At 63.6% G+C, this 14778-nt stretch carries 3 protein-coding genes; 2 read left to right on the top strand and 1 reads right to left on the bottom strand.

Features of this window, described 5'->3' with window-relative positions; genetic code table 11:
• Nucleotides 1-92 precede the first annotated feature (92 nt).
• Nucleotides 93-644, bottom strand: a complete 552-nt coding sequence (locus DYL59_RS29135) for an RNA polymerase factor sigma-70 (RefSeq protein WP_003192867.1) — start codon at nucleotides 642-644, stop codon at nucleotides 93-95.
• Between the two features lie 302 nt (nucleotides 645-946).
• On the opposite strand from DYL59_RS29135, the gene DYL59_RS29130 reads away from it, so the two are divergent.
• Together DYL59_RS29130 and DYL59_RS29125 are read left to right on the top strand one after the other, a co-directional pair.
• Complete coding sequence (locus DYL59_RS29130; RefSeq protein WP_135292251.1) at nucleotides 947-1699, top strand: thioesterase II family protein; 753 nt, start codon at nucleotides 947-949, stop codon at nucleotides 1697-1699.
• Nucleotides 1700-1766: 67 nt separating this feature from the next.
• Complete coding sequence (locus DYL59_RS29125; RefSeq protein ID WP_135292250.1) at nucleotides 1767-14672, top strand: non-ribosomal peptide synthetase; 12906 nt, start codon at nucleotides 1767-1769, stop codon at nucleotides 14670-14672.
• The last annotated feature ends 106 nt before the right edge of the window (nucleotides 14673-14778 follow it).

Here is a 14778-nt window from a genome sequence, read left to right as displayed (position 1 = left end):
AGTCAATATTTTCGGCGACTGGCACACCGCCTTCGCGAGCAAGCCCGCTCCCACACAAGCCCTGCACATTCCTAGCTTGGTCAGTAGGGCTCTTAAACCCGGCGGGCAAACGTATCGCTATGGCTGCCCGACACCTTGCGGCAATGCACCAGCGCGTCGCGGATCATGAAGTTCACCAGCGTCGGCGACACGCCCAGTTCCTTGGCGATGTCCTTCTGTGGCACGCCATGCAGGCGGTACATCTCGAACGCATAACGGGTGCGCTGCGGCAGCTCGGTCAGGGCGTCGGCGATGTTTTCCAGGGTGTTGAAGTTGATGTGGGAGGTTTCCGGTGAAGCGCCGTGGATGACCACATTCAAGCCTTCCTCTTCCGTTCCCGAGTATTTGAGTTCCAGCGCCTGCTTGCGGTAGTGGTCGATCGCCAGGTTGCGCACGATCTGGAACAGGTAACTGAGCTGGGCCTTGAAAGACGAGGTAATCGTCGGTGCCGACTGCAGTCGGAAATACGCGTCTTGCACCACGTCTTCGGCGCGTGAGCGGCAGCCAGTGATACGTGCTGCGATCTTCACCAAAATCAGTCGATTGTCGACGAATGCCTGGAGAAGAGGTGAGTCACACCTGCCTGTGGATACGGGTTCCGTCATGGAATTCACCTTGCTGCTAAAGAGGTTAGGGGAGGGCGTCCTTGCTGAGGCCTCCTACACATCGGGCAACAAATTAGGCTTAATGATAATGATTGTCAAATGAGAAGGCGAACTAATCTTATGCCTTCTTGAAAGGTGTGACCCAGGTCTCGCTCATCCTCCACGACTAATTATTTGCCACCGCCGTCCGTTCTCATGGGTGACAGGTCCGTTAGTAAAACGGCCAAGGATCAGCACCCGCAGGAGGGCGAGATGGGTATCTATCGTGCAGAGAGCGTGTTTGGGTTTGGAGTCTTCCAGCGATGAGCGCGCCGACTCCACTGCGTCTGTTTTGCCTGCCCTATTCGGGTGCCAGTGCCATGGCGTATGCGCGTTGGCGCCGGGCCATGCCTGCCTGGTTGCAGGTGTGCCCATTGGAACTGCCGGGGCGTGGCATGCGTATGGACGAGCCGTTGCAGCGCGATATCAAGGCCTTGGCAGCGCAACTGGCCGATGAGATCGGTCGCGACCTCAGCGGCCCTTACGCCTTGTTTGGTCATAGCCTGGGCGGCCTGCTGGCGTTTGAACTGGCCCACGCGCTGAAGGCCCGCAACCTGCCCGCGCCCCTGGCGCTGTTCGCCTCTGGCACTGCCGGCCCGGCCCATCGCGATGTCAGCGAATACGCCATCGAAAAGACCGATGAGCAACTGATCGCCCGCCTGCGTGAACTGCAAGGCACTGCCGAAGAGGCCCTGGCCAACCCTGAACTGATGGCGTTGATGCTGCCGATCCTGCGTGCCGATTTTCTGCTGTGCGGCAGCTTCACCTACGGCCAGCGCCAGCCGCTCGCCATGCCGATCCATGTGTTCGGCGGCAAGCAGGACAGCGTGCGCGCCGACCAGTTGCTCGACTGGCAAGTCGACGCCGCCAGCGGTTTTTCCCTCGACATGTTCGACGGCCACCACTTCTTTCTCGTGCAGCACGAAAGCGCGGTGCTGCGCTGCATTCGCCGCTACGCCGACGAGCACCTGGCCCGCTGGCGCAACGGCGTGGCGCGGCAACTGATCGCCGGCTGAATGCCACCGCTCTCTGTTTTCAAGTAAGCCCCGATTTCCCCGTAAGCCGATTTCAGGCAGGAACCCCATGATGGACGCCTTCGAACTTCCCCGCACACTGGTCCAGTCCCTTCAACGTCGTGCTGCGCAGACCCCGGACCAGGTGGCCCTGCGCTTCCTCGCCGAGTCTGCCGAGCAGAACGTTGTGCTCAGTTATCGCGACCTGGACAGCCGCGCCCGCAGCATTGCCGCCGCCTTGCAGGCCAACGCCGACCTGGGCGACCGTGCGGTGCTGCTGTTCCCCAGTGGCCCGGATTACGTCGCGGCGTTCTTTGGTTGCCTGTACGCCGGGGTGATCGCGGTGCCGGCCTATCCGCCAGAGTCCACCCGCCGTCATCATCAGGAACGTTTGCTGTCGATCATCAGCGATGCGCAGCCGCGCCTGCTGCTGACCATCGCCAGCCTCGCCGACGGCCTGGCCCAGATCGAAAACGCGCCGCCGGTGTTGAGCGTCGACAGCTTGCACAGTGTCGGCGATTGGGTCGCCCCCGACCTGCACCCCGACGATATCGCCTTCTTGCAATACACCTCGGGCTCCACGGCACTGCCCAAGGGCGTGCAAGTCAGCCACGGCAACCTGGTGGCCAACGAAGTGCTGATCCGTCGTGGTTTTGGCATCGACCTCAACCCCGATGACGTGATCGTCAGCTGGTTGCCGCTGTACCACGACATGGGCCTGATCGGCGGCCTGCTGCAACCGATTTTCAGCGGCGTGCCGTGCGTGTTGATGTCGCCGGCGTACTTCCTCGGGCGTCCATTGCGCTGGCTGCAAGCGATCAGTGAATACGGCGGCACCATCAGCGGCGGCCCGGATTTCGGCTACCGCCTGTGCAGCGAACGGGTCAGCGAATCGGCCCTGGAACGCCTGGACCTGAGCAAATGGCGCGTGGCCTATTCCGGCTCCGAGCCGATCCGTCTCGACACCCTGGAACGCTTCGCCGACAAGTTCGCCCCCTGCGGTTTCACCCCAGACAACTTCTTCGCTTCTTACGGCCTGGCCGAAGCGACCCTGTTTGTCGCCGGTGGCAGCCGTGGCCGTGGCATCCCGGCTATGCGCATGGATGAGCAGGCACTGGCCGCCAACCGTGCCGAGCCAGGGCAGGGCACGGCGATCATGAGTTGCGGCACCAGCCAGCCTGAGCACGCGGTGCTGATCGTCGACCCCAACACCCTCACCGAACTGCCCGACAACAGCGTCGGCGAACTCTGGGCCACCGGCCCGAGCATCGCCCACGGCTACTGGCGCAACCCTGAAGCCACCGCCAAGACCTTCGTGCAGCACGAAGGTCGCACCTGGTTGCGCACCGGTGACCTGGGCTTTATGCGCTTTGGCGAGGTGTACATCACCGGCCGCTTGAAAGACCTGCTGATCGTGCGGGGCCACAACCTCTACCCCCAGGACATCGAGCAAACCATCGAGCGCGAAGTGGAAGTGGTGCGCAAGGGCCGGGTGGCGGCGTTTGCCGTGAATGACCAGGGCCTGGAAGGCATCGGCATCGCCGCCGAGATCAGCCGCAGCGTGCAGAAAATCCTGCCGCCCGAAGCGCTGATCAAGGCGATCCGCCAAGCTGTCGCCGAGGCCTATCAAGAGGCGCCGAGCGTGGTGGTGCTGCTCAATCCAGGGGCCTTGCCCAAGACTTCCAGCGGCAAGGTGCAACGTGCGGCGTGTGGTTTGCGCCATGCCGATGGCAGCCTCGACAGCTATGCGCTGTTTCCCGATGTGCAGGCCCAGGCCGGCGATGCTGCGTTGGCATCCGACCTGCAACACCAGATCGCCGCGATCTGGTGCGAACAGTTGCACGTCACAACCGTTGCGGCCGATGACCACTTCTTCCTGCTCGGCGGTAACTCCATCACCGCTACCCAGGTGGTGGCGCGCCTGCGGGAAACGTTGGGCCTGGAACTGAACCTGCGCATGCTGTTCGAAGCGTCGACGCTCGCGGCATTTGCCGCCAATGTCGCGCAATTGCGGCAGGACGGCGGCGTTGCCCAGGGCGCTATCCACAGCCTGTCGCGCCAGGACGAACTGCCCCAATCCCTGGCCCAGAACCGCCTGTGGATCACCTGGCAACTGGACCCCCACAGCAGCGCCTACACCATCCCCGGTGCCTTGCGCCTGCGCGGCGAACTGGATGAAGACGCGGTGCGCGCCAGCTTCCAGCACCTGATCCAGCGCCATGAAGCCCTGCGTACACGCTTCTACGAACGCGATGGCCAAGCCTTCCAGCGCGTCGACGCCAAGGCCGATTTTGACCTGCACGTCATCGACCTCAGCGACCTGCCCGTGGCCGAGCGCGAGGCGCGGGCACAACAGATCCGCGAGGACGAGGCACGCACCCAGTTCGACCTGGAAAAAGGCCCGCTGCTGTGGGTGACCCTGGTGCGCCTGGACGATGAAGATCACCAGTTGCTGGTGACCCTGCACCACATCATCGCCGACGGTTGGTCGCTCAACATTCTGATCGACGAATTCTCACGGCTGTACGCCGCCGCCACTCAAGGCCAAGCCCTGGAGTTGCCGCCCCTGACCCTGCAATACGCCGACTACGGCAGTTGGCAGCGCCAATGGCTGGCCGAGGGCGAAGGCTTGCGCCAACTGGCGTACTGGAAAGCCCAGTTGGGCGAAGAGCACCCAACCCTCAGCCTGGCCACCGACCACCCGCGCTCGGCGCACCACACCAACAGCGCGTCGCGTCACACAGTGCGCTTGAGCGTGAGCCTCAGCGACGCGATTCGCCAGACTGCCCAAGCCAACCAGTCCACGCCGTTCATGCTGTTGCTGGCAGCGTTCCAGACCTTGCTCTACCGCTACAGCGGCCAGCGTGATATCCGCATCGGCGTGCCCAATGCCAACCGCCCACGCCAGGAAACCCAGGGCCTGATCGGCTTCTTTATCAACACACTGGTGTTGCGTGCCGAGCTGGATGGGCGCTTGCCGTTCGATCAATTGTTGGCGTCCACCCGCGAGACAGCCATGGGTGCACAGGCCCACCAGGACCTGCCGTTCGAACAACTGCTGGAAGCCTTCCCGCAAGCCCGCGAACAAGGCCTGTTCCAGGTCATGTTCAACCACCAGCAACGCGACCTCAGCGCCCTGCGCCGCTTGCCCGGCATGCTCGCCGATGAGCTGCCATGGCACAGCCGTGAAGCCAAGTTCGACCTGCAATTGCACAGCGAAGAAGACCGCAACGGGCGCTTGAGCCTGTCGTTCGACTATGCCGATGAGCTGTTCGACACCCGCACCATCGAACGTCTGGCCGAGCATTTCACGCGTCTGCTGCAAGGCGTGTGCGAGCAACCCCAGCAAACCCTCGGCGACCTCCCGCTGATGCAACACGACGAACAGCAAGCTTTCAGCGAAGCACCGTGTGCGCCCGCTGCACAATGGCTGCCCGAGTTGCTCAACCAACACACCTCGGATGCCACTGCATTGGTCTGGCAGGACGCCAGCCTGACCTTCGCCCAACTGCACACCCAGGCCAACCGCCTGGCCCATTACCTGCGCGACAAAGGCGTCGGTCCGGACGTGTGCGTGGCTATCGCCGCCGAGCGTTCGCCGCAACTGCTGATCGGTCTGCTAGCCATCATCAAGGCCGGTGGTGCCTACGTGCCGCTGGACCCGGATTACCCCGCCGACCGCCTGGCCTATATGCTCCAGGACAGTGGCGTACACCTGCTGCTCACCCAGACCTCGTTGCTGGAACAACTGCCCACGGCCGAAGGCGTGTGCGTGATCGCCATGGACAGCCTGCACCTGGACAGCTGGCCCACCCAGCCACCTGGCCTGCACCTGCACGGTGACAACCTCGCCTACGTGATCTACACCTCCGGCTCCACCGGCCAGCCCAAAAGCGTGGGCAACACCCACGCGGCCCTGGCCGAGCGCTTGCAGTGGATGCAGGCCACTTACCAACTCAATGAAACCGATGTGTTGATGCAAAAGGCGCCGATCAGTTTCGACGTGTCAGTGTGGGAATGCTTCTGGCCGCTGATCACCGGTTGCCGCCTGGTACTGGCCGGCCCCGGCGAGCATCGCGACCCGCACCGCATCGCGCAGTTGGTGCAGGAACATGGCGTGACCACGCTGCACTTCGTACCGCCGTTGTTGGCGCTGTTTATCGACGAGCCGCTGGCCGCTGAATGCACCAGCCTGCGGCGCCTGTTCTCCGGCGGCGAAGCCTTGCCCGTCGAGCTGCGCAACCGCGTGTTGGCGCAACTGCCGGCGGTGCAATTGCACAACCGTTATGGCCCGACCGAAACCGCGATCAACGTGACCCACTGGCATTGCCGCGCTGAAGACGGCGAGCGTTCGCCCATTGGCCGGCCGTTGGGTAATGTGATCTGCCGCGTGCTCGACGAACAGCTCAACCCTGTGCCGCTGGGCGTGCCGGGTGAATTGTGCATCGGCGGTATTGGCTTGGCCCGGGGTTACCTGGGGCGACCTGGATTGACAGCTGAGCGATTTGTTGCCGACCACCAGGGCACCCGTTTGTATCGCACTGGCGACCGTGCGCGCTGGAGCGCTGACGGCGTGATCGAATACCTTGGCCGCCTCGACCAGCAGGTCAAGCTGCGCGGTTTCCGCGTGGAGCCGCAAGAGATCGAAGCGCGCATGCTGGCTCTGGACGGCATTGCCCAGGCGGTGGTGCTGGTACGTGACGCACAGTTGATCGGTTACTACACCGCCCATGGCGAGCTGAACGACGAGGAGGTTAAAACCGCCCTGGCTGCCGAGCTACCGGAGTACATGGTGCCCGCATTGTTGATGCGCCTGGACGCCATGCCCCTGAGCCCCGCCGGCAAGCTGGACCGTCGCGCACTGCCTGCACCTGTGTGGCATACCCGCGAACACATCGAACCCCAAACCCCGCTGCAACAGCAGATCGCGGCGATCTGGCGCGAAGTCCTCGGCCTGCCGCGCATTGGCCTGCACGATGACTTTTTTGCCCTGGGCGGCCATTCGTTGCTGGCCACGCAAATCATCTCCCGCACCCGCCAGGCGTGCGACGTCGAGTTGCCACTGCGCACCCTGTTCGAAGCCAGTGAACTGGGCGCATTTGCCGAGCAAGTCGGGCTGATCCAGGCCTCGGGCCAGCGCAACCAGCAGACTGCCATCGCCAAGGTCGATCGCAGCGCGCCTGTGCCGTTGTCCTATTCCCAGCAGCGCATGTGGTTCCTGTGGCAGATGGAACCGGACAGCCCTGCCTACAACGTGGGCGGCATGGCGCGCTTGCGGGGCGTGCTGGATGTGGGGCGGTTCGAGGCGGCGTTGCAGGCTTTGATCATGCGTCACGAAACCCTGCGCACCACCTTCCCGAGCGTGGATGGCGTGGCTTATCAGAAGGTCTCGGCGCAAACCGGGCTGCGCATGGATTGGCAGGACATTTCGGCGTTCAGTGAATCCGAGCGCCAGCTGCGCTTGCAGCACCTGGCCGATCACGAGGCCCACACCCCGTTCAATCTGGAAACCGGGCCGCTGCTGCGCGCCTGTGTGGTCAAGGCCGGCGAGCAGGAGCACTACCTGGTGCTGACCCTGCACCATATCGTCACCGAAGGCTGGGCCATGGACATCTTTGCCCGTGAACTCAGCGCGCTGTACGAAGCCTTTATCGATGAGCGCGCCTCGCCGCTGGCGCCGTTGCCGGTGCAATACCTGGACTACAGCGTGTGGCAGCGCCAGTGGCTGGAGTCTGGCGAGCGCCAGCGCCAACTGGATTACTGGACCGCCCAACTGGGCAACGAACACCCGCTGCTGGAACTGCCCGGCGACCGCCCACGCCCGCCGGTGCAGAGCCACCAAGGCGAGCTGTACCGTTTCGACCTGAGCGATGACCTGGCCGCCCGCGTACGCGCTTTCAATGCCGAACAGGGTCTGACCCTGTTCATGACCATGACCGCCACCCTGGCCGTTTTGCTCTACCGTTACAGCGGCCAGACCGACCTGCGCATCGGCGCGCCGGTGGCCAACCGTATCCGCCCAGAAAGCGAAGGGTTGATTGGTGCATTCCTCAATACCCAGGTGCTGCGTTGCCAGCTTAATGGGCAGATGAATGTGGCCGAGCTGTTCGAGCAAGTGCGCCACACCGTGATCGAGGGCCAGTCCCATCAGGACCTGCCGTTCGACCATTTGGTAGAAGCCCTGCAACCGCCGCGCAGCGCGGCGTATAACCCGCTGTTCCAGGTGATGTGCAATGTGCAGCGTTGGGAATTCCAGCAGAGCCGCCAACTGGCTGGCATGACCGTGGAATACCTGGCCAATGATGCCCGCGCCACCAAGTTCGACTTGAACCTGGAAGTCACCGATCTCGACCATCGCCTGGGTTGCTGCCTCACCTACAGCACCGACCTGTTCGATGAGCCACGCATCGCGCGCATGGCTGAACATTGGCGCAATCTGCTGGAAGCCTTGATCGCCAACCCGCAACAGCGCCTGAGCGAATTGCCGTTGCTGACGCAGGACGAACAACGCGCCTTGCAGGACAGCCTGGGCATCGAAAAGGGCGAGCACCGCCTCGACCAGTGCATCCACACGCTGTTCAGCCAGCAAGCCGCGACCCGTGGCGATGCACCCGCGCTGACCTTCGCTGGCGCAACCCTGAGCTACCGTGAACTGGACGAGCGCGCCAACCGCCTGGCCTGGATGCTGCGCGAGCGCGGCGTGGGCCCGCAGGTGCGTGTCGGCCTGGCACTGCCGCGTTCGCTGGAAATGGTCATCGGCCTGCTGGCGATCCTCAAGGCTGGCGGCGCCTATGTGCCGCTGGACCCGGAATACCCGCTGGACCGCCTGCACTACATGATCGAAGACAGCGGCATCGGCCTGCTGCTCAGCGATGCGGCGATGTTCGAAGCCCTCGGCGAGTTGCCTGCCAGCGTAGCCTGCTGGTGCCTGGAAGATGACCTGCCGGTACTGGCCAATTACCCGTCAGGCGCGTTGCCATTTATCAGCCTGGCGCAACATCAGGCGTACCTGATTTACACCTCCGGCTCCACCGGCAAGCCCAAGGGCGTGGTGGTGTCCCACGGTGAAATCGCCATGCATTGCCAGGCGGTGATCGAGCGCTTTGGCATGCGTGCGGATGACTGCGAGCTGCACTTTTATTCCATCAACTTCGACGCGGCTACCGAGCGCTTACTGGTGCCATTGCTCAGCGGTGCCCAGGTGGTCTTGCGTGCCCAGGGGCAGTGGGATGCCGAAGAAATCTGCGGCCTGATCCGCACCCATCGCATCAATATCCTCGGCTTTACCCCAAGCTACGGCAGCCAGTTGGCGCAGTGGCTGGCAACCCAGCAACAGACCTTGCCGGTGCGCATGTGCATCACCGGGGGGGAAGCGCTCACCGGTGAACACTTGTCGCGCATCCGTGCGGCGTTCCAGCCAAAGGTCTTCTTCAACGCCTATGGCCCGACCGAAACCGTGGTGATGCCGCTGGCCAGCCTGGCGCCAGAGCAACTGGAGGAGGGCGCGGGCAGTGTGCCGATCGGCAGCATTATCGGCGATCGTGTGGCCTACATCTTTGATGCCGACCTGGCGTTGGTGCCCCAAGGCGCGACCGGCGAGTTGTACATCGGTGGCGCTGGGCTTGCCCAGGGTTACCACGAGCGGCCGGGCATGACGGCGGAGCGCTTTGTCGCCGACCCGTTCGCCAGCAACGGCGGGCGCCTGTACCGCACCGGTGACCTGGTGCGCCAACGCGCCGATGGCTTGGTGGAGTACCTGGGGCGCATCGACCATCAGGTGAAAATTCGTGGCTTTCGCATCGAACTGGGGGAGATCGAAACCCGTCTTTTGGAACACGAAGCGGTGCGTGAAGCGGTGGTGCTGGCGCTGGATTCGCCGAGCGGCAAACAGCTGGTGGCCTATTTGGTCAGCGATGCAGAACAGGGCGCTCTGCGCGACGCGTTGAAGGCTCACCTCAAGGCGCAGCTGCCAGACTACATGGTGCCCGCGCACCTGATCGTGCTCGACAGCATGCCACTGACCGCCAACGGCAAGCTCGACCGTCGTGCCTTGCCAGAACCCGACCCCGAGGCCAATCGTCAACAGTACGTGGCGCCACGCAATGCGCTGGAGCACACACTCGCGGCGATCTGGGCGGCGGTGTTGAACGTGCAGCAAGTCGGCCTCGACGATAACTTCTTCGAACTGGGCGGCGACTCGATCCTGTCGATCCAGGTGGTGAGCCGTGCGCGGCAGGCGGGGGTTCATTTCAGCCCGCGGGATTTGTTCCAGCACCAGACCGTGCAAACCCTGGCCGCCGTAGCCACGCGCTCCGAAAAGGTCACGGCGGAGCAGGGCGTGCTCACCGGTAGCTCGGGCCTTACGCCGATCCAGCATTGGTTCTTCGACACGGATATCCCCCAGCGCCAGCACTGGAACCAGGCGTTGCTGCTCAAGCCGCTGCAACTGCTGGAACCCCATCGCCTGGAGCAAGCGCTGCTAGCGGTGCTGGAACACCACGATGCGCTGCGCCTGAGCTTCACCCAGCGTGACAGCCAATGGCACGCTGAACACTTGGCCGTACCCGAAGGCGGCGTGCTGATGCAGGCGCAGGTGCGTGATATGCAGCAGTGCACCGCGCTGTTTACCGACACCCAGCGCAGCCTCGACCTGGCACACGGCCCGCTGCTGCGCGCCTTGCTGGTGGACGGCCCCGAAGGCCAGCAACGCTTGTTGATCGCGATCCATCACTTGGTGGTCGATGGCGTGTCGTGGCGCGTGCTGCTCGAAGACCTGCAAACGGTGTATCGCCAGTTGAGCGACGGCCAGTCCGTCAGCCTGCCGGCCAAGACCAGCGCCTTGCGTGACTGGGCGTCGCGCTTGCAGGCCTATGCCGGCTGCGAATCCCTGCGCGAAGAGTTGGGCGTGTGGCAAAACCAGTTGGCCGGCCCTGCGGTGGCCTTGCCGGTGGACCGCCCACAGGGCTCGCTGCGCAACCGCGATGCCGACACGGTCAGCGTGCGCCTGGACGCCGAACACACCCGCCAGTTGCTGCAACAGGCCCCAAGCGCCTACCGCACCCAGGTCAACGACCTGCTGCTGACCGCCCTGGCCCGAGTGTTATGCCGCTGGAGTGGCCACGCCTCGGCGCTGATCCAACTGGAAGGCCATGGCCGCGAAACCCTGTTCGATGACATCGACCTGACCCGCAGCGTCGGCTGGTTTACCAGTGCCTACCCGCTGCGCCTGACCCCGGTGCACATCGAAGAGGCGGCCGGGCAGGGCGCCTCGATCAAGGCGATCAAGGAACAACTGCGTGGCGTACCGCACAAGGGTTTGGGTTATGGCGTATTGCGCTACCTGGCGGACGACCTGACCCAGCAAAGCATGGCGGCGTTGCCGACGGCCGAGATTACCTTCAACTACCTGGGCCAGTTCGACCAGAGCTTTGGCAGCGATGCGCTGTTCCATCCGCTGGACGAGTCCGCAGGCATCGCCCACGACCCGGACGCGCCGCTGCCCAACACCCTGAGCGTCGACAGCCAGGTGTACGGCGGTGAACTGGTGCTGCGTTGGACCTTCAGCCGTGAACGCCACGATCAGCAGACCATCCACGAACTGGCCGATGCCTACCTTGCCGAGTTGCAAAGCCTGGTCGCCCACTGCCTCAAGGATGATGCCGGCGGCCTCACGCCGTCCGACTTCCCGCTGGCACGCCTGACCCAGCCGCAACTGGATGCCTTGCCGGTGCCGCCCAGCGCCATCGAAGACGTGTACCCGCTTACGCCAATGCAGGAGGGCCTGTTGCTGCACACCCTGCTGGAACCGGGCACCGGCCTGTACTACATGCAGGATCGCTACCGCATCAACAGCGCCCTGGACCCCGAGCGGTTCGCCCAGGCCTGGCAGGCGGTGATCGCCCGTCACGAAGCGTTGCGCGCCTCGTTCTGCTGGAATGTCGGCGAAGACATGCTGCAGGTGATCCACAAGCCGGGCAGCACGGCGATCGAGTATCTGGATTGGAGCAATGAACCAGAAAGCGAACAGGAGCCGCGCCTGCAAGCCTTGCTCAAGGCGGAGCGCGAAGCCGGTTTCGATCTGCTCAACCAGGCCCCGTTCCACCTGCGGCTGATCCGTGTCGGCGCCGAGCGCTACTGGTTCATGATGAGCAACCACCACATCCTCATCGATGCCTGGTGCCGTTCGCTGCTGATGAATGACTTCTTCGATATCTACATGGCCATGGGCGAAGGCCGCGAGGCGCAACTGGCCACGCCGCCGCGTTATCGCGACTACATCGCCTGGCTGCAACGCCAGAACCTCAATGAAGCGCGCCAGTGGTGGCAGCAGAACCTGCAAGGCTTTGAGCGCACCACGCCGATTCCGAGCGACCGGCCATTTATGCGTGACCACGCAGGCCACGGTGGCATGGTGGTGGGCGACTGCTACACCCGCCTCGATGCCCGTGACGGTGCCCAACTGCGTGAACTGGCCCAGGCCCATCAGCTGACCGTCAACACCTTTGCCCAGGCAGCGTGGGCGTTGGTGCTGCGACGGTTGAGTGGCGAGCGCGACGTGCTGTTCGGCGTTACCGTGGCCGGGCGCCCGGTGGAAATGCCCGAGATGCAACGCACCGTCGGTCTGTTCATCAACAGCATCGCGCTGCGGGTGAAGTTGCCCGAGGACGATCAACCCTGCAGCGTGCGCCAGTGGCTGAGCGGCTTGCTCGACAGCAACATGCAACTGCGCGAGTACGAATACCTGCCACTGGTCACCATTCAGGAACACAGCGAACTGCCCAAGGGCCAGCCGCTGTTCGACAGCCTGTTCGTGTTCGAAAACGCCCCGGTGGAAGTCTCGGTACTGGACCGTGCGCAAAGCCTGAATGCCACCTCGGATTCCGGCCGTACCCACACCAACTTCCCGCTGACCGCCGTGTGTTATCCGGGGGATGACCTGGGCTTGCACCTGTCCTATGACCAGCGCTACTTCGACGAAACCACCGTGCAAGGCATGCTCGGCGAGTTCAAGCGCCTGCTGCTGGCGCTGGTGCAGGGCTTCCATGGCGACATGGCAGACCTGCCGCTGATTGGCGCGCAGGAACGTGAGTTCCTGGTGGACGGCTGCAATCAGAGCGAGCATGACTACCCGCTGGAGCGCAGCTATATCGAGCTGTTTGAAGCGCAGGTGAGCGAGCATCCACAGCGCATCGCTGCCAGTTGCCTCGATCAACAATGGAGCTATGCCGAACTGAACCGCCGCAGTAACCGCCTGGGGCACGCATTGATCAAGGCCGGTGTCGGCCTGGATCAACCGGTGGCCTTGCTGGCTGAACGCAGCCTGGACTTGCTGGGGATGATCATCGGCAGCTTCAAGGCCGGTGCTGGTTACTTGCCGCTGGACCCAGGCCTGCCAAGCCAGCGCCTTCGCAGCATTATCGATTTGAGCCGCACGCCGTTGCTGGTGTGCACCGAGGCGTGCCGCGAACAGGCGCAGGTATTGCTGGAAGAGTTCGCCTGCTCGGCGCGGCCGAAGCTGTTGGTGTGGGAGGCATTGGATGAGCATGACGAAAACCCCGGCATCTACAGCGGCCCGGACAACCTCGCCTACGTGATCTACACCTCGGGCTCCACCGGCCTGCCCAAGGGCGTGATGGTGGAACAGCGCGGCATGCTCAATAACCAATTGAGCAAGGTGCCGTACCTGGACCTGAGTGCGGCGGATGTGATCGCACAGACCGCCTCGCAAAGCTTCGATATTTCCGTGTGGCAATTTCTCGCCGCGCCGCTGTTTGGCGCACGGGTGGATATCGTGCCGAACACCCTCGCCCATGACCCGCAGGGCTTGCTGGATCATGTACAGACACAGGGCATCACGGTGCTGGAAAGCGTGCCGTCGTTGATCCAGGGCATGCTCGCCCAGGAGCGCATCCGCCTGGACGGCTTGCGCTGGATGCTGCCCACCGGTGAGGCGATGCCGCCTGAGTTGGCGCACAAGTGGTTGCAGCGTTATCCAGAGATTGGCCTGGTGAACGCCTATGGTCCAGCGGAGTGCTCGGATGACGTGGCGTTCTACCGCGTGGACCTGGCGTCGACCCGCGGCACTTACCTGCCGATTGGTACGCCAACGGATAACAACCGTTTGTACCTGCTCGATGGCGCGCTGGAGTTGGTGCCGCAAGGTGCGGTGGGGGAACTGTGTGTCGCGGGCATCGGCGTGGGTCGTGGTTACGTCAGCGACCCGCTGCGCACCGCGCCAGTGTTTGTGCCGAACCCGTTCGGCGCGCCGGGGGAGCGGTTGTATCGCACCGGTGACCTGGCACGCCGCCGCAGCGATGGCGTGCTGGAGTATGTGGGGCGGATCGACCATCAGGTGAAGATTCGCGGCTACCGCATCGAGTTGGGTGAAATCGAAGCACGCCTGCACGAACAACCGGAAGTGCGGGACGCGGCGATTGCCGTGCAGGAAGGCGTCAACGGCAAGCACCTAGTCGGGTATCTGGTGGCCGCAAATGAAGCCCTGAGCCCAAGCGAACGCCTGGACCGCATCAAGCAACGCTTGCGCGCCGAACTGCCGGAATACATGGTGCCGCTGCACTGGCTATGGCTTGAGCGCCTGCCGCTGAACGCCAACGGCAAGCTCGACCGCAAGGCGCTGCCTGACCTGGAAATCGGCCAGTTGTGCAGCCAGGACTACCTGGCGCCGCGCAATGACTTGGAGACCACCTTGGCGGCCATTTGGGCTGAGGTGTTGAAGGTTGAGCGGGTCGGGGTGCAGGACAACTTCTTCGAACTGGGCGGGCATTCGTTGCTGGCCACGCAGATTGCGTCGCGGGTGCAGAAGACCTTGCAGCGGGATGTGCCGTTGCGCGCAATGTTCGAGTGCAGCACGGTGGCGGAGTTGGCCGAGTATATCGACGGGTTGGCAGCCAATGAGATCAGTGCCGAGAAGGTGGATCGGTTGAGTGATCTGATGGCGCAGTTGGAGGGGCTTTAATCTTCGCTGTCTTTTAGGGCCCCTTCGCGAGCAAGCCCGCTCCCACATTTTGATCTGCGAATAGATTCAAAATGTGGGAGCGGGCTTGCTCGCGAAAGCGTCCGTC

Source organism: Pseudomonas kairouanensis, assembly GCF_004682055.1.
Classification (GTDB): domain Bacteria; phylum Pseudomonadota; class Gammaproteobacteria; order Pseudomonadales; family Pseudomonadaceae; genus Aquipseudomonas; species Aquipseudomonas kairouanensis.
Note: the sequence above shows the minus strand (reverse complement) of the source record. Positions and strands in the feature narration are given on the sequence as shown.

Coding starts and splice junctions, on each gene's coding strand:
- DYL59_RS29135 (WP_003192867.1), bottom strand. CDS start 644: ATGACGGAACCCGTATCCACAGGCAGGTGTGACTCACCTCTTCTCCAG.
- DYL59_RS29130 (WP_135292251.1), top strand. CDS start 947: ATGAGCGCGCCGACTCCACTGCGTCTGTTTTGCCTGCCCTATTCGGGT.
- DYL59_RS29125 (WP_135292250.1), top strand. CDS start 1,767: ATGATGGACGCCTTCGAACTTCCCCGCACACTGGTCCAGTCCCTTCAA.